The sequence below is a fragment of the Albidovulum denitrificans genome, from assembly GCF_002973535.1.
Lineage (GTDB): Bacteria > Pseudomonadota > Alphaproteobacteria > Rhodobacterales > Rhodobacteraceae > Albidovulum > Albidovulum denitrificans.
The window spans coordinates 130,360-154,383 of the sequence record NZ_PVEP01000005.1 but is presented as its reverse complement, the minus strand read 5'-3'; the positions used below and the strand labels follow the sequence as shown (position 1 = coordinate 154,383).

General features: G+C 66.9%; 24 protein-coding genes. 14 read left to right on the top strand and 10 right to left on the bottom strand.

Annotated features, from left to right (window positions below):
• From LX70_RS12725 to LX70_RS12715, 3 genes are read right to left on the bottom strand one after another with little or no spacing between them, the layout of a single operon-like run.
• On the bottom strand, positions 1 to 765 hold the full coding sequence (locus LX70_RS12725; protein ID WP_105515155.1) for a maleate cis-trans isomerase family protein: 765 nt from the start codon (positions 763 to 765) through the stop codon (positions 1 to 3).
• The gene (locus LX70_RS12720; RefSeq protein ID WP_105515154.1) at positions 762 to 1,919 is read right to left on the bottom strand and encodes a M24 family metallopeptidase; all 1,158 of its coding nucleotides are present in this window, start codon (positions 1,917 to 1,919) and stop codon (positions 762 to 764) included. The genes LX70_RS12725 and LX70_RS12720 overlap by 4 nt, the downstream gene beginning before the upstream one ends.
• Positions 1,916 to 2,962: a pyridoxal-phosphate dependent enzyme gene (locus tag LX70_RS12715; protein ID WP_105515153.1), complete on the bottom strand. Its 1,047-nt coding sequence runs from the start codon at positions 2,960 to 2,962 to the stop codon at positions 1,916 to 1,918. The genes LX70_RS12720 and LX70_RS12715 overlap by 4 nt, the downstream gene beginning before the upstream one ends.
• 132 nt (positions 2,963 to 3,094) lie before the next feature.
• Here LX70_RS12715 and LX70_RS12710 point away from each other — a divergent pair, with 132 nt between their 5' ends.
• The 4 genes from LX70_RS12710 to LX70_RS12695 all read left to right on the top strand — a co-directional run bounded on the left by LX70_RS12710 (position 3,095) and on the right by LX70_RS12695 (position 5,771).
• A complete protein-coding gene (locus tag LX70_RS12710) occupies positions 3,095 to 4,096 on the top strand; it encodes an LLM class flavin-dependent oxidoreductase (protein ID WP_105515152.1) in 1,002 nt (333 codons plus the stop codon).
• An 81-nt stretch (positions 4,097 to 4,177) separates the two neighbouring features.
• The gene (locus tag LX70_RS12705; RefSeq protein WP_105515318.1) at positions 4,178 to 4,468 is read left to right on the top strand and encodes an ArsR/SmtB family transcription factor; all 291 of its coding nucleotides are present in this window, start codon (positions 4,178 to 4,180) and stop codon (positions 4,466 to 4,468) included.
• Positions 4,465 to 5,523, top strand: a complete 1,059-nt coding sequence (locus tag LX70_RS12700) for a permease (protein ID WP_105515151.1) — start codon at positions 4,465 to 4,467, stop codon at positions 5,521 to 5,523. Before LX70_RS12705 ends, LX70_RS12700 begins: the two co-directional genes overlap by 4 nt.
• A gap of 11 nt (positions 5,524 to 5,534) precedes the next feature.
• A complete protein-coding gene (locus LX70_RS12695) occupies positions 5,535 to 5,771 on the top strand; it encodes a thioredoxin family protein (RefSeq protein ID WP_105515150.1) in 237 nt (78 codons plus the stop codon).
• 11 nt (positions 5,772 to 5,782) lie between these two features.
• Here the strand turns inward: LX70_RS12695 and LX70_RS12690 are convergent, their stop codons facing one another.
• Positions 5,783 to 6,961, bottom strand: coding sequence for an ABC transporter substrate-binding protein (locus tag LX70_RS12690; RefSeq protein WP_105515149.1), 1,179 nt, complete (start codon positions 6,959 to 6,961; stop codon positions 5,783 to 5,785).
• A 10-nt stretch (positions 6,962 to 6,971) separates the two neighbouring features.
• Positions 6,972 to 8,036 (bottom strand): GntR family transcriptional regulator, encoded by a 1,065-nt coding sequence (locus tag LX70_RS12685; protein WP_170076190.1) that lies wholly within the window; start codon positions 8,034 to 8,036, stop codon positions 6,972 to 6,974.
• A gap of 215 nt (positions 8,037 to 8,251) precedes the next feature.
• On the opposite strand from LX70_RS12685, the gene LX70_RS12680 reads away from it, so the two are divergent.
• The 10 genes from LX70_RS12680 (at position 8,252) to LX70_RS12635 (ending at position 18,277) form a co-directional block, all read left to right on the top strand.
• Positions 8,252 to 9,556 (top strand): ABC transporter substrate-binding protein, encoded by a 1,305-nt coding sequence (locus LX70_RS12680; RefSeq protein WP_105515147.1) that lies wholly within the window; start codon positions 8,252 to 8,254, stop codon positions 9,554 to 9,556.
• Between the two features lie 82 nt (positions 9,557 to 9,638).
• Positions 9,639 to 10,514, top strand: a complete 876-nt coding sequence (locus tag LX70_RS12675; protein ID WP_105515146.1) for an ABC transporter permease — start codon at positions 9,639 to 9,641, stop codon at positions 10,512 to 10,514.
• A gap of 3 nt (positions 10,515 to 10,517) precedes the next feature.
• On the top strand, positions 10,518 to 11,360 hold the full coding sequence (locus LX70_RS12670) for an ABC transporter permease (RefSeq protein ID WP_105515145.1): 843 nt from the start codon (positions 10,518 to 10,520) through the stop codon (positions 11,358 to 11,360).
• Positions 11,357 to 12,475, top strand: coding sequence for an ABC transporter ATP-binding protein (locus LX70_RS12665; protein ID WP_105515144.1), 1,119 nt, complete (start codon positions 11,357 to 11,359; stop codon positions 12,473 to 12,475). Before LX70_RS12670 ends, LX70_RS12665 begins: the two co-directional genes overlap by 4 nt.
• 1 nt (position 12,476) lies before the next feature.
• Positions 12,477 to 13,466, top strand: a complete 990-nt coding sequence (locus tag LX70_RS12660; protein ID WP_170076189.1) for an asparaginase — start codon at positions 12,477 to 12,479, stop codon at positions 13,464 to 13,466.
• Complete coding sequence (gene hydA, locus LX70_RS12655; protein WP_105515142.1) at positions 13,463 to 14,923, top strand: dihydropyrimidinase; 1,461 nt, start codon at positions 13,463 to 13,465, stop codon at positions 14,921 to 14,923. Before LX70_RS12660 ends, hydA begins: the two co-directional genes overlap by 4 nt.
• Before the next feature lie 28 nt (positions 14,924 to 14,951).
• On the top strand, positions 14,952 to 15,857 hold the full coding sequence (locus tag LX70_RS12650) for a polysaccharide deacetylase family protein (protein WP_105515141.1): 906 nt from the start codon (positions 14,952 to 14,954) through the stop codon (positions 15,855 to 15,857).
• Between the two features lie 9 nt (positions 15,858 to 15,866).
• Positions 15,867 to 16,160 (top strand): hypothetical protein, encoded by a 294-nt coding sequence (locus LX70_RS12645; protein WP_105515140.1) that lies wholly within the window; start codon positions 15,867 to 15,869, stop codon positions 16,158 to 16,160.
• Complete coding sequence (locus LX70_RS12640) at positions 16,153 to 17,142, top strand: CobW family GTP-binding protein (RefSeq protein ID WP_105515139.1); 990 nt, start codon at positions 16,153 to 16,155, stop codon at positions 17,140 to 17,142. The genes LX70_RS12645 and LX70_RS12640 overlap by 8 nt, the downstream gene beginning before the upstream one ends.
• Positions 17,143 to 17,206: 64 nt before the next feature.
• Positions 17,207 to 18,277: a GlxA family transcriptional regulator gene (locus LX70_RS12635; protein WP_245885072.1), complete on the top strand. Its 1,071-nt coding sequence runs from the start codon at positions 17,207 to 17,209 to the stop codon at positions 18,275 to 18,277.
• 37 nt (positions 18,278 to 18,314) lie between these two features.
• Here the strand turns inward: LX70_RS12635 and LX70_RS12630 are convergent, their stop codons facing one another.
• From LX70_RS12630 to LX70_RS12610, 5 genes are all read right to left on the bottom strand, one after another.
• Positions 18,315 to 19,376, bottom strand: a complete 1,062-nt coding sequence (locus LX70_RS12630) for a 4-hydroxythreonine-4-phosphate dehydrogenase PdxA (RefSeq protein WP_105515138.1) — start codon at positions 19,374 to 19,376, stop codon at positions 18,315 to 18,317.
• Positions 19,377 to 19,490: 114 nt separating this feature from the next.
• Positions 19,491 to 21,197 carry a dihydroxyacetone kinase family protein gene (locus LX70_RS12625; protein ID WP_105515137.1) on the bottom strand — a complete coding sequence of 569 codons (1,707 nt, stop codon included), beginning with the start codon at positions 21,195 to 21,197 and terminating at the stop codon, positions 19,491 to 19,493.
• Positions 21,181 to 22,170 (bottom strand): sugar phosphate isomerase/epimerase family protein, encoded by a 990-nt coding sequence (locus tag LX70_RS12620; RefSeq protein WP_105515136.1) that lies wholly within the window; start codon positions 22,168 to 22,170, stop codon positions 21,181 to 21,183. Before LX70_RS12620 ends, LX70_RS12625 begins: the two co-directional genes overlap by 17 nt.
• The gene (locus LX70_RS12615; protein ID WP_105515135.1) at positions 22,167 to 23,447 is read right to left on the bottom strand and encodes a TRAP transporter large permease; all 1,281 of its coding nucleotides are present in this window, start codon (positions 23,445 to 23,447) and stop codon (positions 22,167 to 22,169) included. The genes LX70_RS12620 and LX70_RS12615 overlap by 4 nt, the downstream gene beginning before the upstream one ends.
• On the bottom strand, positions 23,444 to 24,007 hold the full coding sequence (locus LX70_RS12610; RefSeq protein WP_105515134.1) for a TRAP transporter small permease: 564 nt from the start codon (positions 24,005 to 24,007) through the stop codon (positions 23,444 to 23,446). Before LX70_RS12610 ends, LX70_RS12615 begins: the two co-directional genes overlap by 4 nt.
• Positions 24,008 to 24,024: the final 17 nt, after the last annotated feature.

The window sequence follows — 24,024 nt, the reverse complement described above, 5'->3', positions numbered from 1 at the left end:
TCAGGTCCTCAGTGATTTACGCGCGGTCTGGTCGATCAGCCGCGAGGGCGGGGCATCGGGTATCGGCACACCGGCAAGGCGCAGAAGATGCCAGGCCAGCACGAGGTTGCTGGACAGGACCGGGATGCCCAGCCGATCCTCAAGCGCGGGGATCACGTCCAAAGTGCGCAGGTTGGTGCAGGACAGAAAGAGCCCGTCGACCGGCGCGCGGGCGGCCACCGTCTCGGCCGCGCCGATAATGGAAGGGCCGTCGATCCGCACCACGCGCGCCTCTTCGGCGACGTCGAAACTGCCGAAGGCGGGCGTGTCGATCCCCGCCGCCGCCAGCGTGTCGCGCAACCGTTCCGAAACCGGCGCGACATAGGGCGACAGAAGCGCAAGACGGCCAAGACCAAGCGCGCGGCAACTGGCGATCAGCGCCGTGACCGGGTCGGTGACCGCGGCCGTCGTCGTTCCCGCGCGGACGAGGCGCGCCACCTCCGCCGCACCGATCTGCGCGGTGCCGGAGGTGCAGGCATAGCCCACGGCGGCAAAGTTGACAGAGCCGGGGAAGAGCGCGGCGGCCGCCGTCAGATGGCCCGCCATCTCCGCCAGCGTTTCCGACGTCACTTCGGCCCCCGACGGGACCCGGCTGACCAGAAGCTCAACACCCGGCGGGATCAGGCGGCGGAAATCGACCTCGATCGTCTCATCGGCCTGAAGGACGATCAGCCCGATGCGGGGGGCCGAAACCTCACTCAGGCGATAGGGAAAGGCGGCGGTCACAGCGGCAGTTCCGCCAAGCGCCGCACCGGGTCCGACAGCCACTCCGCCCCGCCCTCGCCGATCACGATGTCTTCCTCGTTCACCAGCCAGCGGTCCGGCCCAAGCTCCACCCCCGGTTCCAGCGTCAGCACCATCCCCGGTTCCAGCACCGTAGGGTCGGCGGGGATCAGCGAGGGCGGTTCGGTCAGTTGCATCCCAAGCCCGTGGCCGAAGCGCCCCGCATCCGATCCGCCGGAACCGCCGGTCAGCACATGGTCCATCGCGGCGAACACCTCCGCCGCCGTGGCGCCGGGGCGGGCGCGGTCGAACCCGGCCAGCGTCGCCGCGATCAGCCTGTCATGCGCACGGATCAGTTCCGGCGCGGCCGGGCCGACGGAATAGTTCCGGTCGAAGTCGCAGAAATAGCCGTCACGCACCAGCCCGGTGTCCAGCATCAGCACATCGCCCGGCGCCAAAGGCCGCTCTGTCGCGGGCGAAATGACATCGGGATAGCCGCCCGGCGCGGCGCCGCCCGCGACATAAGGGACCCAGTCGGCGCCTTCCTCAAGGCAAAGCCGCTGAAAGTCGCGAAAGACCTGCGCGAGCGAAACGCCCTGCCGGGCGATCTCAGGCACGCGGGCGAAGGCGCGGTTGGCGATGGCGCAGCTTTCGCGGATCTTCTCGATCTCCGCCCCGGACTTCACCATGCGCAGGCGGCGCATCACCCCGGCATCGTCGCGAAAGACCCGCCCGCCGGTGCGGCGTTTCAACACCTCCCAGTCCGCCAGCGGCATCCGCAGATGCGTCTCTGCCCCGCTTGGCACGCCGATGGCGCCGCGCTCCGCCACCAGATCGCAAAGCGCCCCCGCCAGCAGCGAGACACCGTCATCCTCATAATCCGGCGAACGCCAGGTGCGGATATCGGCGATCCAGGTCGTGCGCATCAGCGCCGCCCCGATCGCGGGGATGACGGCGACGGGATCGCCCGTCCGGGGCAGGATCAGGAACCAGGGCCGCGTCGGGCTTTCCCAGAACCGGGTCAGGAAGCCGGTGAAATAGCGCAGCTCCGGCTCGGTCGTCAGCAAAAGCGCATCAAGACCCGCCTTGGCCATGGCGTCCTGCGCCCGTGCGGTGCGGGTGCGGAACTCCTCAACCGGAAAGCCGCGCGGGGTCATGACGCGGGCGCCTCTGTCAGGATCGTCAGCACCCTTGACGCGGGCGTCAGGCCCAGCGCGGCGCGCCCGTCCCCGGCCGCCAGCAGTGCCGCGATCCCGGCCGCGCCGGATGGGGTGGAGGCCAGCCCCCGTTCCGCCGCCCGCGCGGTTCCCGCCGCGGCCTCCGCCTCGGTCAGGGTCACGAAATCGTCCGCGTCGCGCGCCAGCCCCTTCAGCGCGATCAGCGAGGGTTCCTTGCAATCAAGCCGCCCCATGATCGACACCGGCCCCGGCGCGACCACCGCCCTGCCCGCCGTGACCGAGGCATAAAGCGCAGGCGCAGCCTCAGGCTCAACCACCACCACGCGCGGGCCATCGCCCCAGGTCGCGCGGACAAAAGCCGCCGCCGCACCCGCCAGCCCGCCGACACCGGCCTGCACGAAGACATGGGTCGGCGGTGCGTCGATCTGGTCCGCGACCTCGGCGAAAAGGATCAGGTAGCCCTCCATCAGCACCCTTGGCCGCTCCATGTATCCGGGCCACGAACTGTCGGACAGAAGCTCCAGCCCCTCGGCCCGTGCCGCCTCGGCCGCCGCGCGCATGCTTTCCTCATAGATGGCGCCCGCCCGGACGACCTCGGCCCCTTCGGCGCGCAGCCGGTCGGCAAAACTTTCCGGCACCGTTTCGGCCAGATAGATCCGCGCGCGGGCGCCGAACGCCGCCGCCCCGGCCGCGACCGACAGCCCGTGGTTCCCCGCGCTCGCGGTGACATAGGTCCGCCCGCGCGCACGGCCCTCCGCCGCCTCCCGCGCGATGACATGGGCCGCGCCAAGCGCCTTGAAACTGCCCAGCCCCATCCGGCCCCGTTCATCCTTGACCAGAAGCGCCCCGACCCCGGCCCCAGCCGCCAGGTCCGGCGCATCGGTCAACGGCGTGACCCCGGCCCGAGGGCAGCGGGAAACGAGCGACCGGGCGGCGCTGGCATCGGCGACGGGCCAGGGCACATCGGCAAGCGCCGGATCGCCAAGACCAAGATGGCGGTGGGGGTTGGCAAGGATTTTCATGCCGGGCAGTGCTGCACAGCGCAGGGCGACCGTCAAGCGCAAGGTTGAACGCTCCAGCCCGGCCCGCACGATTGACATTCCGCGCCAAGACCACACTTCCTGACCATCGGCGCCCCAAGAAAGGACAGACCCGTGCAGACCTATTCGCTTCTCGACCTGTCGCCTGTGCCAGAGGGTGGCAGCGCCGCCGACGCGCTGGCCAACACGCGCGATCTGGCGCGGACGGCGGACGGGCTGGGCTTTTACCGCTTCTGGCTGGCCGAACATCACAACATGCCGGGCATCGCCAGCGCGGCGACGGCGGTGGTGATCGGCCATGTCGCGGCGGCAACCTCGCGGATGCGGATCGGGGCGGGCGGGATCATGCTGCCCAACCATGCGCCGCTGATGGTGGCCGAACAGTTCGGGACGCTGGCCACCCTGTTCCCGAACCGGATCGACCTTGGCCTTGGCCGCGCGCCGGGAACCGACATGCAGACCGCCCGCGCCCTGCGCCGCCACATGGCGCCCGAAGACAGCTTTCCGCAAGACGTGGTCGAGCTTCTGTCCTATCTGGACGATCCCGACCCGGCGGCACCTGTGCGCGCCGTGCCGGGGGCGGGAACGCATGTGCCGGTCTGGATGCTGGGGTCAAGCCTCTACGGCGCGCAACTGGCCGCCTATCTGGGCCTGCCCTACGCCTTCGCGTCACACTTCGCGCCGGACCTTCTGGGCGATGCGCTCGCGACCTATCGGCAGACGTTCCGGCCCTCGAAATGGCTGGACCGGCCCTACGCGATGATGGCCGTCGGCGTGACCGCCGCCGATACGGATGAGGAGGCCGCTTTGCTGCGATCCTCGCAGATCCTCGCCTTCGCGCGGCTCAGGACCGGGCGGCCCGGCAAGCTGCCCCGCCCGACCGACGATCTGTCGGAAATTCCCGCGCCGGTGATGGCGCAGGTCCGTCAGGCGTTGTCCTGTTCGGCCACCGGATCGGCCACGACGATCCGGCGCGAACTGGCCGCGTTGATCGAGAGGTATGGGCCGGATGAGGTGATGATCACCGGCATGATCCACGACCACGCCGCGCGGCTGAAATCCGTCACCATCGCGGCCGAGGTTCTGGACGGTCTGACCACGGCCCCGACCGCCTGAGGTTGGCCGCACCCGCCCGTTGACGCAGATCAAGGCGCGGGCCTTCCGCTTATGCGCAGATGCGCATAAAGGGGAATGCCCATGCCGATCCACGTCCTTTCCGCCCTTGCCGAACCGACCCGCCTTGCGGTCATGCCGCTTCTGGCGGATGGGTCGGAACATTGCGTCTGCGCCTTGATGGAGGCGCTTGGCGTCACCCAAAGCCGCATGTCGCGGCATATGCAGGTCCTCAGGCAGGCGGGGCTGGTGGTGGACCGGCGCGACGCGCAATGGGTGCGCTACCGCCTCAACCCCGACATGCCGCCGCATATCCGCGCCATCGTGGACGCAGTGATCGCGGCGGCGGCCCGGCAGGAGAGGCAGGCCGCATGAGCGTCGCCCACACCTCCCCCCGCCCCGCGCGGCCCGACTGGACCTGGCATCTGGGCGTGATTGCCTTCGCGGCGCTCTGGTGGCTGGTCTATCGCCAGTTGATCCCGCTGTCGGAATGGCTGGTCGGCCTGATGCCGGTGGACCGTCACAGCCATACCGGCGAGGCGATCGCCTTCTTCCTCTACGACGTGCCGAAGGTGATGATGCTTCTGACGCTGATCGTCTTCGCGATGGGCGTGGTGCGCAGCTTCTTCTCGCCCGAGAAGACCCGCGCGGTCCTGTCGGGCAAGCGCGAGGGGGTCGGCAACGTCCTTGCCGCCGGGCTTGGCGTGCTGACGCCCTTCTGCTCCTGCTCGGCGGTGCCTTTGTTCATCGGCTTCGTCTCGGCCGGTGTGCCGCTGGGGGTCACCTTCTCCTTCCTGATCGCGGCGCCGATGGTAAACGAGGTGGCGCTGGTGCTGCTCTTCGGGCTGGTCGGCTGGAAGGTGGCCGTGACCTATCTGGTCTTAGGCCTCGGCATCGCCGTGGTGGCCGGGTTCGTCATCGGCAAGCTGCGGCTTGAGGGCTGGTTGCAGGACTGGGTGCGCGACATCCATTCCGGCGCCAACACCCAAGAGCTGGCGGAGGGGGAGCGTCCGACCATGACCGACCGCTACCGCCTTGGCATCGCGGCGGTGCGCGAGATCTTCGCCAAGGTCTGGCTCTGGATCATCCTCGGCATCGGCACGGGCGCGCTGATCCATGGCTATGTGCCGCAGGATCTGATGGTCCGCATCATGGGCGCGGATGCCTGGTGGTCGGTTCCCGCCGCCGTGCTGATGGGCGTTCCGATGTACACCAACGCCGCGGGCGTCATCCCCATCGTCGAGGCGCTTCTGGGCAAGGCCGCGGCGCTTGGCACGGTGCTGGCCTTCATGATGAGCGTGATCGCGCTGAGCTTGCCCGAAATGATCATCCTGCGGCAGGTCCTGACCCTGCGCCTGATTGCCGTCTTCATCGGCGTGGTGGCCAGCGGCATCCTTGCCGTCGGGTTCCTCTTCAACCTCATCTTCTGAAAGGACGTCACATGAAAACGGTCAAGGTCTACGGCCCCGGCTGCAAACGCTGCGACACGACCGAGGCGATGGTCCGCGACGCCGCGGCGAAACTGGGGATCGCCATCGACGTGGAAAAGGTCACCGATCCGCGCGCCATAGCCATGGCGGGGGTCATGTCGACGCCCGGCATTTCCGTCGATGGCAAGCTGGTCCATGCCGGTGGCCTGCCCGATGCCGCGAAGCTGGAAACCTGGCTGACGGCCTGACCCCGCGCCCCTCACATCTCAAGCAATTCGCGCCAGCGCCGGGACAGGTAGTTGTGTTCCGGCATGATGGTACTCCAGACCGCGACCTTGGACACGCGGTCCTGATAGGTCCCGCCCTCGCGGCATTCCCCGCGCCGGACGGCCACGGTGCCGGAGGCGCCCAGAAGGTCCTCGCTGGCCGGTTTGCCGTCATACCAATACTGCCACTCCGCCTCGCTCAGCGTGTCCTTCAACGGCTCCACGACCGAGATGTAATAGCCCTGCCGCGCCATGATCGCGCCGGGTTCGCCGCCAAGCCACCAGTTCATGTAGGCATAGGCCGCATCGCGCACCTCATCATCGGCGCGCGCCGACAGGCATAGTCCGCTGTGCCAGCCGCGATAGCCTTCTTTCGGCGCGGCATAGATCACGTCCTTGCCCATGCCCCGCAGCGTGTAGAACGCGGGCGACCAGAGCGAGCCGATCACACAGTTCGGCGCCGCCATCAGGCCGACGGAATCCTCGCTCGTCCCCCAGAACCGGGTGAAATGGCCGCGCCGCTTGCGCGACATGAGGATGTCGAACAGCGCGTCAATCTCCTCGATCGTCAGGTCGCCGGGATCGTTCAGATCGACCAGTCCGGCCGCACGGGCCGCCAGCGCAAGTTCCACCGCCGTCCCCGCCGGGTCGAGGCCGAGCGTGCAGCGCCCGTGCCAGCGGTCGTCCAGAAGCCAGGCCCAGCTTTCGACCTCACCCGGCGCGGTGTCGGACAGCAATTCCCGCCCGTAGGCAAAGCCGTCGACGTTGTAGCTGGTCGGCAGCATCCCGACCTGCGGCGCGCTGCCGAAGACCGGCTTTGGGCCAAGGGTGCCGTCAGGCTGGACGAACATCTGCGCGGCAGGCTCCGCGCCATGGCTGCGCCCGGCGGTGACACCGGGAAGCTGCCCGGCGACACGGACCTGGGTCCAACGGTCGATGCGGGCCGTGTCGATGGGCTGGATCGACCCGGCGGTCCACAGCACGTCGAGCGAATAGAACCATTGATCGTAGACGTCATAGCTTTCGGGGTTCATGACACCCCGGCGCAGGCAGGCCACACCGTCCAGCACCTCGAAAGCGATCCTGAAGGGCAGATCGGCGGCGGCGCGGCGGCGCAGGTCCTCGGTCAGCGTGGCGCTGGTTCCGATCACGCGAAGCGTAAGCTCTGTCATGCGCGGCCTTTCAGTGAACGGCGACGATATAAGGTACGGTCGCGGGCGCGGGCAGCATCGCCAGCACCCTCAGCCGCGCCAGGACGAGGGGTTCGGCGCGCTCCAGATGGGTCCGCAACAGCACCTGCGCCGCGTTGATCGAGCCGGTGGAGAGAAGCCGGACGATCTGGCTGTAAAGCGTCAGCGCCGGAAGGTCGTCGCGGATCGGGAAATGCTGCCGGAAAAGGCGCGGCACGTTCAGCGCGATCTGGTTACGCCGGATCGAGCCAAGCATCCGCGCATTCCGCACCCCCTGATACATCGCCTCGAACATGTCATGTTCGATGGCATCAATCTCACCCGCGCCGCAAGCGGGAAAGGAGGCGATGGCCGCGTCGATCCGCCCGGCCAGCCCCTCAAGCCAGGCAAGGTCCAGCGACGGCGCGACATTGGCCAGCGCCTGCGGCTCCAACAGTCGGCGCATCTCGAAGGAATCGCGCACGTCGCGGGCGGTCATCTGGCCGACGATCCAGTGCGACTTGCGGTCCTTCTCGATCAGCCGCACATCCATCAGCCGCCACAGCACCTCGCGCGCGACGGTGCGGCTGACGTCGTGGTAATCGCCCAGCTCCGCCTCCTGGATACGGTAGGTGCCGAAGGGCAGCAGCGCCGTGATCTCATCCGAGACGCGGGCAAAGATCCTCTCCCACGTCGCGCTGCGGTTCATGTCCTCGGTCGAGGGCGCGAGGATGTCGTGCAACTCACGCGGGCTGAGGCGACGCGCCCGCGCCGCGCCGACGATATAGCCCTGCCCGTCGGCAGGCCGGATCAGCCCCTGTTCCGCCAGCATCGCCATCGCCCGGCGCACCGGCGCGCGGCTGACGCCCAGATGGGTGGCGACGGCGGCCTCTTTCAGAAGCGCGCCGGGCGGCACCTCCCCCACCGCGATCTTCTGCTCAAGAAGGTTGCGCACGGAATCATAAAGAAAGGCAGCCCCGGCCCCTTCGCCGGCGCCCGGCATATCCGCATCGCGCGGCGCGGCCGGGTGGTCGGCCGCCCCGTTGCGGCTGTCGGCGGAGAGACGCGATTCTGCCATCAGAAATTGTCCATCGAATACAATGGGCCACATGATACTTCTCTAATCGCTATTTTTTTCACCATTCAGGCCTTTCAACAAGTCAGAATTGCTTATTGCATTCGAAGAACACTTTGACTTAGGCTTCGAGTCGAAGACTCCATCCGAAAACGCCCCGAAAAGAAGGCGTGACGGCACCAACAGCTACGTTTGCGACGATCAACAGGGAGACGGAAATGACACGACCAACTTCTCCGACCAAGACACGCGCCGGTGTGACACGTCGGCAACTCTTGCAGGGCTCCGCCGCCGTGGCGGGCGCGGGCGTCGGGTCCGGCATCCTCGGGGCGCCGATGATCTGGGCGCAGAACATCAAGGACGTGACGCTGACCCAGGTCGGCCCGTCCTATTCGGTGATCGCCGACATCTGCGAAAAGGCCAGTGCCGATCTTGGCTTCAAGATCGTCCCGCAGACCGCCGAGACGACGCAACTGATGGCCAAGGTGGTGAACCAGCCCGAAACCGTGGACATCGCGGATTTCGAGTTCTGGGGCCTTCAGAAGGTCTATCGCGCGGGCAACCTTCAGCCGGTGGACATCAGCAAGATCAAGCTTTGGGGCGAGATGACGCCGCTGATGCGCGACGGCAAGAATTTCGACGGCGCCGACCTGAGCCGTCAGGGAACCCTGCCCTTCGAGGTGCTGTATACCGACAGCGCGGAGTCGACGGCCTTCGCGACCGGGGCCACCGACCTCGCCACGGTCATGCCGACGATCTACAACGCCGACACGCTGGGCATCCGCCCCGACCTGACGGGGCGCGAGATCACCAGCTGGGCAGAGCTGTTCAACCCGGAATTCAAGGGCAAGACGGCGCTGGTCAACATCCCCTCCATCGGCATCATGGACGCCGCCATGGCGCTTGAGGCGCGCGGCGACCTGACCTATGGCGACAAGGGCAACATGACGAAGGAAGAGATCGACAAGACGATCGACGCCCTCATCGCGCTGAAGAAGGACGGCCAGTTCCGCGCCTTCTGGTCCACCTTCGACGAAAGCGTCAACCTGATGGCCGCCGGTGAGGTGGTGATCCAGTCGATGTGGTCGCCCGCCGTGACCGCCGTGAAATCGCGCGGCATCAACTGCGTCTATCAGGGCCTGTCGCAGGGCTATCGCGGCTGGGGTCTTGGCATGGGCCTGATGCGCCATCTCGAAGGCATCAAGCTTGAGGCCGCCTACGAATACCTCAACTGGTACCTGACCGGCTGGCAGGGCGCCTTCATCGCGCGGCAGGGCTATTACTCCTCTGTCCCCACGACCGCCATGGCCGATCTCAGCGAGAATGAGCGCGGCTACTGGTATGAAGGCAAGCCCGCGACCGAGGACATCATGGACCCCTACGGCAACATCATGGACAAGGCCGGTGCCAGCCGCGACGGCGGCAGCTTTGAACAGCGCATGGGCAACATCGCCTGCTGGAACGCGGTGATGGATGAAGATCGCTACATGATCCAGCGCTGGAACGAGTTCATCGCCTCCTGATAAGGACCCGGCCCGGCGCGGAAGGATCGCGCCGGGCCATCCACCCGCAAAGACCACGTTTCAGCCCTGAAAGAGGTGCCTAATGTCCGGGAGGTCGTCTCCATCCGGCGGATCGCTCGCGCCCTATCTCCAGGTCGCGCCGCTGGCCTTCCTCATGATCACGATGGTGGGCATCCCCCTTCTGACGGTCGTGCTTCTGAGCTTCTGGGAATTCGACGGGATCGCCGTCTATCCGGCCTTTACCTGGGCCAACTACAAGGAGGTCCTAAGCTCCCCCGTCACGCTCAGCCTGTTTCTTTCTACGCTGAAATACGCGCTGATGACCCTGATCGCGACGACGGTAGTCGGGTTCACCTGCTCCTATTTCCTCGTCTTCCATGTCCGCGACCTGCGCGTGCAGATCGCGCTGTTCCTGCTTTGCACGATCCCGTTCTGGACATCGAACGTGATCCGCATGGTCAGCTGGATTCCCTTTCTGGGGCGTGAGGGGCTTTTCAACAGCCTCCTGATGCAGGCGGGCATCATCGACCAGCCGCTCGACATCCTGCTTTATTCGGATTTCGCGGTGGTGCTGACCTATATCCACCTCTTCACGCTTTTCATGATCGTGCCGATCTTCAACAGCATGGCCAAGATCAACCCGAACCTGATCGAGGCCGCGCGGGACGCGGGCGCAAGCGGATGGCAGATCCTCTGGGGCGTCATCGTGCCGCTGTCCAAGACCGGGATCGCGCTGGGGTCGATCTTCGTCGTGACGCTGGTGATGGGCGATTTCTTCGTCGTCCGGGTGATGAGCGGCGGGCAAAGCGCATCCGTCGTCTCGGCGATGAAGAACAACATCGACCAGCTTTACTACCCCGTCGCCTCGGCGATGGCGGTCCTTCTCATCATCGTCGTCCTGCTGATGGTGACGGCGATCCTCAGGGTGGTCGACATCCGCTCGGAACTGGCGAGGTAGGTCATGTCGCAAAGCACCACAAACCGCCGCGGCGCCGCCTTCTACCTTCTCGCGACCTTCTTCGCGCTTTTCGTGATCTTCCTCTACGGCCCGATGCTGATGATCTTCATCCTCAGCTTTCAGGGCCCGACCGGTGGCCTGACCTTTCCGATGCGCGGGGTCTCGACCCATTGGTTCCACGACCTCTGGACCTCAAGCCGCTACGGCGACCTTGGCGGCGCCTTCCGCCGGTCGCTGGTCCTTGGCGGGCTGTCTCTGGCCATCACGGCGGTGGTGTGCCTCTTCGCGGGGCTGGCCTTCCGGCGCCGGTTCTGGGGCGCGGGGCCGATCTTTTACCTCTCCATCGTCAGCCTTGTGGTGCCGGGCATCCTTCTTGGTCTCGGGATCAGCCAGTTGTTCCAGCTTCTTGGCCTGCGGCTGGCCTGGTGGCTTTCGGGCCTTGGCGCGCATCTGAGCTGGACCCTGCCCTTTGGCCTTCTCATCATGTTTGCCGTCCTGAACCGTTTCGACGGATCGTGGGAAGAGGCGGCGCGCGATGCCGGTGCCTCGCCCCGGCAGGTGCTGTCCTATGTCACCGTGCCGATCCTTTTCCCCGGCCTGATCGCGGTCGCGCTCTTCGGCTTCACGCTTAGCTATGACGAGATGCCCCGGTCCCTGCTGACGGTCGGCGCGAAGAACACGCTGCCGATCGAGATCTCCAACATGACGACGAATGTCACCACGCCCGCGCTTTACGCCATCGGGACCGTCACCTCCGCCGTCAGCTTCCTGGTCATCGCGACCGCGTTCATCACCATCGCCATCGTCCAGAAGAGACGAGCCCGCGCCAAAGGAAAGTCCGCATGACCGAGCAGAGCCGTATCGACATTCGCAGCGTCACCAAGCTTTACGGCGCGGTCCGCGCGGTCAACGACGTCGACCTGACCATCGACGGCGGGGCCTATTGCTGCATGATCGGCCCCTCGGGCTGCGGCAAGACCACGCTTTTGCGCATGATCGCGGGGCATGAGACGCCGACATCCGGCACCATCTCCATCGGGGGTGAGGATATGACCACGGTCAGGACCGGCAGCCGTGGCACCGCGCTGATGTTCCAGAACTACGCGCTGTTCCCGCATCTGTCGCTGACCGACAACGTCGCCTTCAGCCTGCGGGTCAACGGCGTGGCTGCCTCCGAGCGGCGCGACAAGGCGCGCGAGATGCTGGACCGGGTGCAGCTTCTTCACCTCGCCGACCGGGTCCCGTCCGAGCTTTCGGGCGGCCAGCAGCAGCGCGTCGCGCTGGCCCGCGCGCTGATCACCAACCCCAAGGTGCTGCTTCTGGACGAACCGCTTTCGGCGCTGGACGAATTCCTGCGCCTGAGGATGCGGGTGGAACTGAAGCGGCTTCAGAACCAGCTGGGCATCACCTTCATCCACGTCACCCATACCCAGCCCGAGGCGATCGCGCTGGCCGATCAGGTGGTGGTCATGGATCACGGCGTCGTCGAGCAGGCCGCAAGCCCCCGGACCATCTACAACCGCCCCCACAGCCCCTATGTCGCGCGCTTCATGGGCGGTCAGAACGTGCTGACCGGCACGGTCCAGTCGGCCGGGGCAGAGGGAACCGTCGTCGAAAGCAAGGATGGCAACCTCTATGACCTGCCCCCGATCGAGGGCGCGAAACCGGGCGACACCGCCAATTTCTCGGTTCGCCGGGATCGCATCCAGATTTCCGACACGAAGGGCGATGGCCGCAACTGTACCGAAGGCACGGTCGTCAACATCGAATACCAGGGGACCTTCGTGAAACTCGCGCTTGAGACCGGCACGCGGGAAGAGTTCATCGTCTATCTCGACGATGATGCCTATTACGCCGCACCGAAGGCCGTGGGCGACAAGGTCCATGCAAGCTGGGCGCCGAAGGTCAACCATATCCTTGTCGGGGCCAACAACTCCACCGGCACACCCTACGAGGATTGAGATGGCGGGCCGGGTCGAAGTCATCGCATTGGGCGGCACCATCGCCAGCACGCCGCGCCCCGACGGCAAGGGTGTCGTGCCGGGCCTGACGGCCGAGGATCTGCTGGCCGCCGTCCCCGCCGCGCGCGACCTTGCCGAGATCCGCGCCCGCACACTGGTCAATGTCCCGAGCGTGGAGATCGACCTGCCGCTTCTGATGCGCCTTGCGGACCTGATCCAACAGTTGGAGGGCGAAGGTGCGGCGGGCTTCGTCATTACCCAAGGCACCGACACGATCGAGGAAACGGCCTATCTGCTGGACCTTCTGCACACCGGGTCTTCGCCGGTCATCGTGACCGGGGCGATGCGCAACCCCTCGCTCCCCGGCCCCGACGGTCCCGCCAATGTCTACGCCGCCATCGCCTGCGCCGCCGATCCCGCCTGCCGCGATCAGGGGGCGCTGGTGGTCTTTGACGACGACATCCACGCCGCCGACTGGGTGCAGAAGCGCGACACGAGTTCTGTCGGCGCCTTCTGGTCGCCCGCGCCTTTGGGCTGGATGGCCGAGGGGCGCCCCGCGCTGCGCTTCCGCCGCCCGCGCCGGACACCGATCTTTGTCCCGAAGGGCGCGGAGGTTCCCCATGTGCCGATCCTGAAACCGGGACTGGGGGAGCCGCCACACCTTGTTACTGCCGCCGTTGCCTCTGGCGCGGAGGGCATCGTGGCCGAGCTTTCGGGCGGTGGCCATGCCAGCGCCGCCTGGGCCGATGCGCTTGAAGGCGCCGCGGGGGACATCCCCGTCGTCTTCACCAGCCGAACCCGCGGTGGCCGGGTCCTGAACCGCACCTACGGCCAGACCGGGGCCGAGATCGACCTGATCGGGCGCGGCCTTCTGCCCGCGGGCGATCTCGACGCTCTCAAGGCGCGGCTGCTTCTGACGCTGCTTCTGATGGCGGGTCGGGCCGAGTGTTTCGCCGACCATGCCGACCTATCGTGGAGGACCGGAGAATGACCACCGTCATCAAGGGGGGAACCCTCATCACCGCCGACCGCATGTGGGAGGCCGACATCCTGATCGAGGGCGAAAAGATCGCCGCCGTCGGGCCGGACCTGAAGGGCGACACCGTGATCGACGCAGGCGGCGCCTATGTCATCCCCGGCGGGATCGACCCCCACACCCATCTGGAAATGCCCTTCATGGGGACCACCGCCGCCGAGACCTTCGAAAGCGGCACCGCCGCCGCCGCGTCCGGCGGGACGACGATGATCGTCGATTTCGTCCTGCCCGGCCCGGACGGGTCGCTGGTGAACGCGGTCAAGGACTGGCACCGCAAGGCGGACGGCAAGATCTGCATCGACGTCGGCTGGCACGTCGCGATCACCGGCTGGAACCAGACGATCTGGCAGGAGATGGCCGAGGTCGTGAAGATGGGCGTCAACTCCTTCAAGCATTTCATGGCCTACAAGGGCGCGCTTATGGTCGAGGATGACGAGATGTACGCCTCGTTCACCCGCTGCGCTGAACTTGGGGCGCTGCCGCTGGTCCATGCCGAAAACGGCGACATCATCGCCGAATTGCAGAAGAAGTTCATGGAGGCGGGCCAGATCGGCCCCGAGGGCCACGCCCATTCCCGCCCGCCCGAGGTGGAGGGCGAGGCGACGAACCGCGCCATCATGATCGCCGATGCGGCGGGGGTGCCGCTTTATGTCGTCCATGTGTCCTGCGAGCAGGCACATGAGGCGATCCGCCGGGCGCGGCAGAAGGGGATGCGTGTCTTTGGCGAACCCTTGGTCCAGCACCTGACGCTGGATGAAAGCGAGTATTTCGACAAGGACTGGGACCACGCCGCGCAGCGCGTGATGTCGCCCCCGTTCCGTAACAAGGCGCATCAGGACAGCCTTTGGGCCGGACTGACGGCGGGCAGCCTTCAGGTCGTGGCGACCGATCACTGCGCCTTCACGACCGATCAGAAGCGCATGGGTCTGAAAGGCTTCCCGATGATCCCGAACGGCACCGGCGGGCTTGAGGACCGTCTGGCGGTTCTCTGGACCACCGGCGTGGAAACCGGGCGGCTGACGCCCGAGGAATTCGTCGCCGTCACCTCGACCAATATCGCCCGCATCCTGAACATCTACCCGCGCAAGGGCGCTTTGGTCCCCGGTGCGGATGCCGACATCGTGGTCTGGGACCCGAAGCTGAAAAAGACCATCCGCGCCGCCAACCAGCTTTCGATCCTCGATTACAACGTCTTTGAGGGGATCGAGGTCACGGCCCAGGCGCGCCACACGCTGTCGCGTGGCAAGGTGGTGTGGAGCCACGGGCAGAACGAACGCCCCCGCGCGGGCCATGGCGTCTACGTCCCACGCCCCGCCTTCCCGTCCGTGAACCGCGCGCTATCGGTGTGGAAGGACCTCAACTCCCCCCGGTTCGTCCACCGGGACCCGCAAAACATTCCCAGCGGCGTCTAAGCCGCGCAACAAGATCAGGAGGAAGACCATGGCCAAGAAAAAGATCTACTGCGCCTTCGGCACAGACATCGACTCCGTCGCCGGCTGGATCGGTTCCTACGGCGGCGGCGACAGCCCCTCGGACATCCAGCGCGGCATCTTCGCGACCGAGGTCGGCATCCCGCGCCTGCTGCGGCTGTTCAAGAAATACGACATGAAGACATCCTTCTTCATCCCCGGTCATTCGCTTGAGACCTTTCCGAAGGAAATGCAGATGATCGTGGATGCCGGGCATGAGATCGGCGCCCATGGCTACCTGCACGAAAACCCCGTGGCCATGACGCCGCAGCAGGAAGAGGACGTTCTGGTCAAGTCGATCGAGCTGATCGAAAAGCTGACCGGCCGCGCGCCGCGCGGTTACGTCGCGCCCTGGTGGGAAATGTCCGCCGCGACGGCTGCTTTGCTGAAGAAGTACAACTTCAGCTATGACCACTCTCAGGGATACCGCGACTTCCAGCCCTTCTATGCGCGTGTCGGCGACGAATGGAACGTCATCGACTACACCAAGAAGGCGAAGGACTGGATGCACCCGCTGAAGCACGGCAAGGAGATCGACCTCGTCGATATCGCTGCCAACTGGTATGTCGATGACCTGCCGCCGATGATGTTCATGAAGAAGTCGCCCAACAGCCACGGCTTCGTGAACCCGCGCGACATCGAGGAGATGTGGCGCGACCAGTTCGACTGGGTCTACCGCGAGATGGATTACGGCGTCTTCGCCTTTACCATCCACCCCGACGTCTCCGGTCGGCCGCAGGTATTGCTGATGCTGGAGCGTCTGATCGAGCATATCAACGGCCATGACGGCATCGAATGGGCCACCTTCGAGGAGATCGCCGACGACTTCCGCGAACGCTTCCCCTTCGAAAGCGGCAAGCGGCCCGAGGTGATCTGAGGGCGCGCCATGTGCAACGCCTGCGGCTTTCCCGCCGCCCCCGGCCACTGGACCGACGCCGGCGCGAGCAGCGCCGGTGACCGGCTGCGGCTGCGCTTCGCGCGCCTTGCGGTGGTCAACCGTCTGCTGGCGCCCTATGGCCTCAGCGCCCGCGATGACGGGGCGACGCCGGGGCTGCAACTTTTCGCGCCGGGTGGCGAATGGGTGCTGGTCCCCGACCTCGACGCACTGTGGCGCGAGGCGTCGCGAATGGCGCGCGGGCCGGTCGATCCGATGTCGGACCGCGCGCTGACCCATGGCTGAGGCGACGGGACGGCAGGACGGCCTTCTGCCGCTGGTCATCGTCGGCGGCTTCCTTGGCGCGGGCAAAAGCACCTGGCTCCGCCATCAGCTTTTCACCCGCCGCTTCGGCCGGGTTCATGTGCTGGTCAACGAGGCGGCGGAAATGCCGGTCGATGACCTGTTGCTGGGCCGGGCCGAACGGCTGGATGTCCTCGCAGGCGGCTGCGCCTGCTGTAGCGGTCGTGCCGACCTGCTGGCCGCGCTGCGCCGGATTTGTGACGCGGGCGCCGTGGCGCTCGACACCATCGTGCTTGAAACCAGCGGCATCGCCGATCCCGCCGCCATCGCCCGCGCGATCATGGAGGACCCGGTGCTGGTGCGCCGGATCGTCCTGACCCGGACCATCGTCCTTGTCGACGCGCTAGAGGGGCCGGGGCAGTTGGCGACCGAACACCTCGCCCGCGCGCAGGCAGAGGCCGCGGATGAGATCGTCGTGACCAAGGCAGCAGAGGCCCCTGCCCCGAACCGATCCCGACTTGCCGCCACGCTGCGCGGGCTTGCCCCCGATGCCCGCCTCGGCTGGGCCGATTTCGGCGTCGAGACGAAGGTCGAAACCGACCCCGACGCCCTGCCCTTCGATCTTGGCCCGGTGGCGGAGGACAGCGGCCCGATCCAGGCCCACCGGCTTGACGCCGGATCGGCGGGCGGCTGGTGGGCGCTGTCGGCCTGGCTTTCGGCCCTTCTCTTCGCGCGGGGCGACAGCATCGTCCGCGTCAAGGGCGCGGTACGAAGCCCGGCCGGGCGCCTTCTGCTGCAATCCGTCCGCCGTCACGTCCAACCGCCGGAGATCCTGCCGGAGAGGGAGCAGCCGCAGGAGGGCGAAGGCGACTTCATCGTCCTCATCGGCCGCGGCATCGACCCGGTGCGCTTGCAGGCATCCTGGGACCGTTTCGTGCTGGGCCATGAGGGCCGCGCAGAGGGGATCGCGCGGGACGATCCGTGACGCTATGATCCGCCAACCCGGCCCGCAGGATCACGCGGGCCGGTGGTACAAGGACAGGCCCCCCGTGACGGACAAGACACCCCCGACGACCGACAGCGACGACGCGATCATGGACCTGTCCCGCGCGCTGATCCCGCTTGGCTCGGCCTTCTTTCCGGTGGGCGAGGTCGTGAAGACGCAAAGCTATGCCTTCCTGCTTCTGAAGGATTTCACCCTCCTCGCCTTCAGCGCCGCGATCGAGCCCTTCCGCATCGCCAACCAGCTTTCGCAAAAGCCGCTTTACCGCTGGTCCGTCGTGTCCGAGGATGGCCGCCCCGTCCGCAGTTCCTCGGGCGTGGAGATCGCGGCCGATGCGGCGCTGTCCAGTACCGGCAAGGACACCGTGATCTTCGCCTGCTCCGGCAATCTGTCCGGCGGTAACCCGGCGAAATCCACGCTGGCCTTCCTGCACCGCCACAACCGGACCGGCGGCGCGCTGGGGGGGATTTGCACCGGCGCGGTGGCGCTGGCGCAGGCGGGGCTTCTCGACGGTCGTACCTTCACGCTGCATTGGGAATGCCATCCGGGCTTTGCCGAACGCTTCGAACACCTGCCCCCGTCAAAACGCCGGTTCGAGATCGACGGCCGCATCATGACCTGCGGCGGCGGCGCGGCTTCGGCCGACATGGCCATTTCCATCATCCGCAAGGATCACGGCGACGCCTTCGCCGCCATCGTCGCCGACATGTGCCTGCTGCGCGACGATGCGGGCGCCAACCTCGCCCAGCGCACCTCGATCGGCTCGGTCCTGCACACCCGCAACCCCGGCCTGATCGAGATCGTCCGACTGATGACCGACAATATCGAAACGCCCCTGACGATGGAGGAACTGGCCGAAAGGGTCGGCTACACGATGCGCCACATCGAACGCCAGTTCCAGCGCTGCCTTGGCGTGACGCCGACGCGGTTTTACCAGAACCTGCGCCTTGACCACGCCCGCAGCCTGATCACCGACACCGACCTGACCCTGTTCGAGATCGCCGCCGCCTGCGGCTTCAACACCAAGTCCCACTTCTCCAAGGTCTTCACCCGCCGCTTCGGCAGCCCGCCGAGCAGGGTGCATCACAGACGGCGCGGCAAGGGCGGGGAGGCATAGCGCAGGGGCCGAAACATCGGTCGGCCCGGCGCCCGTGTCACGCCTCGACCAAAGGCGCATCGCCGACCGGCGCGGTTGCCCAGTCCCGGGCCAAGGCCCCCTGCCGCTTGCGGGGCGGGTTAAGCTTGGCAAGGGCAAGGCCAAGCCGCGCGGCGGCCAGCGTCGCGCCAAGATCGGCCTTGCCCTGACCGGCGATGTCGAAAGCGGTCCCATGGGCCGGGGTGACGATGGGAAAGCCATAGCCCGCGATCAGGGTCACGCCCCGGTCAAAGCCCATCAGCTTCATCGCGATCTGGCCCTGATCGTGATACATCGTCAGAACCGCGTCGAATTCTCCCCGCGTCGCGCGGACAAAGACGGTGTCTGACGGAATGGGGCCGCTCACGCGGTATCCTTCGGCGGCCGCGGCCTCGACCGCGGGGGCGATGATATCCTCATCCTCCTCGCCGAAGTTGCGCCCGTCGCCCGCATGCGGGTTCAGCGCGGCGACGCCAATCCGGGGGGCGGGTTTCCCGGCGCCTTCCATCACCTCGACGGTCAGGCGGATGCTGGACAGGATGCGTTCCGTGCTTAGCCGGTTGGCCACTTCGCGCAGCGGGATATGGGACGTCACGCGGGCGTTCCAGACCTCATCGAGAACGTTGAACTCTCGCCCGCTGCGGGTCGCGCCAAGGGTGGCGTCGATAAAGCCGATTTCATCGACATAGGCCGGGCGGGCCAGGCGCATGGAATGCTTGTTGAAGGGCGTGAACATCGCGGCATCGGCGATACCCGCCTGCGCAAGCCGCAGCACGGCGGCGAAATTCTGCAAGCATGCCGCGCCCGTTTCGGCGCTGGACTGCCCCGGCGCAAACGAAGCGGGCGCGCAGTTCGCAAGATCGACGATGGCCTGTCCAGCGGGAAGATCTCGCGGTAGGTCCCCAGCCGCGACCACCGGCAGGTCAAGCCGGACCCCGGCCTGTTCCGCCCCCATGCGCAAAAGCCGCGCATCGCCCAGAACGATCACATCGCGGTCCCGCATCTCGGGGTGCGACAAGAGCTTTGCCGCCAGTTCGGGGCCAACGCCCCCGCCATCTCCGATTGCCAAAGCCAGCCGCATCGCGCGTTCCTTCCGTTTCCTGTCGCGCGCCTGTCATCCGCGCAAGATTGCGTCCTTGCGGATCGCCGGGCAGCCCTGGCAGCCCGCATCCGATCCATGTCCTCAGCCGCGCGATTACCGCGCGGAAAGCTCTTCCCCGACGACCCGCGCACAAAGCGCCAGAGAGATGGCACCTGCATCCGGGTGTCCCAGACTGCGTTCGGCCAGCGGCCGTGCGCGGCCAAGCCGGGGCAGCAGCCCGGCGGTCGCCTCGGCGGCGGCGGTGGCATCGGTGGCCGCTTTCGCCCAGGCCTCTGCCAGCGGGTGACCGGCCTTCACCTCGGCGCGCAGCGTCTCGACAAAAGGCACCAGCGCATCGACCAGCGTCTTGTCGCCGACCCTGGCACCACCAAGGTCCGTGATCGCCTTCTGCGCCGCCGCCGCGCCATCGGCCACCGCCTGCGCGTCGCCCTCCTGCGCATCCCCCAGCGCCGCTGCCCAGGCCCGCAGCGCGACGCCCCAAAGCGCGCCAGAGGTGCCGCCCGCCCGGTCCGCCCAGGCATCGCCCGCCAGCCCGAGCGTCGTGGCAGCCCCCGCGCCCGCATCGGCGGCCTGCCTTGCGGCCCCCGCAGCGGCGCGGGAGCCGCGCGCCATACCCTGCCCGTGATCGCCGTCCCCGGCCTGCGCGTCGATCCGGCCCAGCATCTCCTCCGCCTCGGCGAGGGCATCGGCCAGCCTCTCCATCAGCGTGACGATGCAGCCCGCCGTCTTCTGCGAGGCGGGGCTGCCTGTCGCGATCGCCTGCGATGCCTCTTCGACCACGGGCGCTTCGGCGATGCCGCGCTGAACCACCCCCTTGCGGAAGGCCGGTGCATCCGCCGGGGCGCGCCAAAGCCGCTCAAGATCGTCGTCAAGCCAGGTAATCGACAGCGAACAGCCCGCCATGTCGAGGCTGGTGACGAACTCGCCCACCTCCGGCTCGACCACCGTCAGCCCCTCGGCCTCAAGCCGCCCGGCGATGTGATGCCAGAGGACGAAAAGCTCCTCATACTTGGTCGCGCCCAGCCCGTTCAGGACCACGGCCACCCGGCCGTCATGCCCGTCGGGACGCTCCGCCAGCAGCGGCGCAAGCAGCATCCGCGCCAGATCGGCGGCGGGGAGCATCGCCTCGGTCCTGATCCCCGGCTCACCGTGAATCCCGAGGCCGAGCGCGACCGCGCCTGCCTCAACAGTGAACAGCGGTGCCACCTGCCCCGGTAGGGTGCAGCCGTCGAAGGCCACGCCAAAGGACACGGTCGCCGCATTCGCGGCACGGGCGACGGCATCGACGGCGTCGATGTCCCGGCCTTCCTCGGCGGCGGCCCCGGCGATTTTGAAAACGAGAAGATCGCCCGCCACGCCACGCCGCTTGTCCCGCTGATCGGCGGGCGCGCTGGCGACGTCATCGGTGACGGCGAGGATGCGGGCGTCGATACCTTCGTCCTGCAACCGGCGCGCGGCGGCGCCGAAATTCAGCACGTCCCCCGCGTAGTTGCCGAAACCCAGGATCACGCCGCCGCCCCGGTTCGCGGCCCGCGCGACAGTCGCCACCGCGCTGGTCGCGGGCGAGGCGAAGACATCGCCTGCCACCGCCGCATCGGCAAGGCCCGCACCGACATAGCCCAGAAAGGCCGGGTAGTGGCCCGAGCCGCCCCCGACCACCAGCGCGACCTTGTCCTTCGCCCCCGGCGCGGCCCGGACGGCGCCATGCGGAACCGCCGCCACACGGTCCCGGTGCGCGGCGCAAAAGCCCGCCAGCGCGGTCGCGGCGAAGTCTTCGGGGGCGTCAAATACCTTGGTCATCGACCTTCTCCTTGGCCGCGAGAACCTCGCGGATGTAGTCGCGGTTCCGGGCGCAGACCCACAGGCCGTCGCCGCCGTAATGCTCGACCAGAAACGGGCTGTCGAAGCCAAGCTCCAGCGCCGTCCAGATCGCGGCCCGCCAGTTGATCGTGCCGCCCAGAAGCGGCGCGGGATGAGTCATCACCTGACCTGAGGCGCTGTCCTCCATCCGGGTGTAGTTCTTGACGTGCCAGTAGCCCGCGAAGGGGGCGCAAAGCGCGATCATCTCGGCCCACGGCTCCACCGGCCGGTGCAGGCGGATCAGGTTGCCGATGTCGATATTCAGCCGCGCGGCGGGGTGATCCAGATCGGTCATGAAGCGCACGGCATCGCGCGCGGTTCCGAGATATGTATCCTCATACATCTCAAGCGAAAGCTGGATGTCGCAACCGCCCGCATGGTCCGCCAGGTCGCGGATACGGGTCAGGGCGAGGTCGTAGATCGCCGGATCGTCCGGGTTACGGACACCCGGCTGGGTCCAGAACCAGGTCGCCCGCTGCTGCGCGTCGGTCAGCGGGCCGAAAAGGCCGATGCTGACATGGCCGATCCCAAGCTCGGCGGCGGTGTCGATCACCCGGTGGCAATAGGCCAGATGGGAAGCGCCATGCTCCGGGTCGATGACGCTGCGGCGCGAGGTGGAGATGGCGGGGATGGACAGGTTCAGCCCGGCGCAGATGGCAAGGAATTCCGCGCGCGCCGCCGGGGCCAGATCGGCGATGCGCAACCAGGAATCGGTCGGGTCCACCGCATCGAACCCCGCTGCCGCAACCTCCCTCAGGCTTTTCGCCCAGACTTCCGGTCCCGCGCCCTGAACCGCGCGCCCGTCCGGCAGGGTGCCGGGGAAGGGGATCATGGCCGCGGCAATCGGCCAGTCCCGCGCGGACCAGCGGGCGCCTTGGCGCGTGGGGGACTGACCTGAACTTGCCTGCGTCATTTGATGTACTCGGTCAGCGCCAGCGACACCGACGGGACATAGGTGACCAGAAGCAGGATGAAGGCCAGCACCCCGATGAACGGCAGGTTGGTCCGCGAGGTCTCCCAGATCCCCGCCTTGGCGATCGAGCAGGAGGTGATCAGGACCGAGGCGACCGGGGGCGTCTGCTGCCCGATGGCAAGGTTAAGCGTCACGATGATCCCGAAATGCACCGGGTCGATCCCGACCGCGGTGACCAGCGGCATCACGACCGGCACCACCAGGATGATCGCCGCCGCACCATGCAGGAACATGCCCAGGACCAGAAGAAGCAGGTTCAGAAGCGCCAGCACGATCAGCGGGTTGGTCGTGACATGGGTGATCTGCGCCGCCAGTTGTTGCGGCACCTGCGCCTGGGTCAGGAACAGCCCCAGCGCGGCAGAGGTCGCGACCAGAAGCATGACCACGCCGGTCTGGCTGATCCCGTCCAGCATCGTTGCGCGCAGACGCTTCAGGTCGAGGTCACGGTAGATGAAAATGCCGATGACAAGCGCGGCCAGCACCGCAAGCCCCGCCCCTTCGGTCGCGGTCACGATGCCCGAAAAGATGCCGCCAAGGATGATGACCGGCATGGTCAGCGCCCAGAACGCTTCCTTGAAGCTTTTCCAGATATGGCCAAGGTCAAAGCCCTCGGCGCGCGGCAGATCGTATCGGATCGCCAGAAAATAAGTCACCAGCATCAAGAGCCCGCCGCCCAGAACGCCCGGTATCACCCCCGCCACGAAAAGCTTCAGCACCGAGGTTTCGGCAATCGCGCCGTAAAGGATCATCGGGATCGAGGGCGGAATGATGATGGCGAGCGAGGCCGAGGATGAGGTGATCGCGGCGGCCAGCGTGCGGGAATAGCCGCGCTTCTTCATCTCGGGAATCAGTACCGTCCCGGTCGCCGCGACATCGGCGACGGCCGACCCCGAAATCTCGGCAAAGACCATCGACACGCCGATATTGACCATCCCCAGACCGCCCCGCACGAAGCCGATCAGCGCGGTGACGAAGTTGATAAGCCGGACCGAGATGCCCGAGGTGTTCATCAGGTTGCCCGCCAGGATGAAAAGCGGGATCGCAATCAGCGGAAAAGAGGTCGCCCCGGAATAGAGCGCGATCACCATGTCATAGAAACGGCCGCTGCCGGAGGTCAGGTAAAAGCCGCCGACCGATACGATACCGATGGCGATCGCGATGGGAACGTTGATGAGGATCAGTGAAATCAGCGCGATGGTGGTCAGCAGAAGGATCATGGCCGGGCCTCCTTCTGGGCCAGCGCACCGGCGTCTTTCTCGGCCTCGGCGATGGCTTGTTCGATCTCCGCATGTTCCCGGTCGACCCCTTCGGCCGCATCGCGGATCGCGCGCGGCATGGTCAGGAGCGTGCCGAGGATCATCAGGATGGCCGAAATCGGGATCACCGATTGCACGATGTCGAGCGTCAGCCATGGCAGGCTGAGCAGCGCGTCGAAGGCGGCAACCTTCAGGACCGCGGCGCCATACCACCCGACCAGCGCGAAATAGGCGATCACGAGGACTTCCGAGAGGATCGCAAGCGCCACGGCAAAGCGGCGCGGCAAGGCCGAGACAAGCCCCGCAAAGGCCATGTGCGAGCGTGTGAACATCGCATAGCTGGCGCCGAAATAGGTCAGCCAGGCCAGAAGGACGCTGGCGACCTCATCATACCAGGTCGGCGACGCGCCGAGATAGCGCATGGTGGTCGAATAGACGACCGAGACCGCCAGCACGACCAGAAGGGCCAGGCAGATCGTCTCGATCACGCGCAGAATGGTTCTTTCGATCCAGGCGATCATCGCTGGTTCCTCCCCCC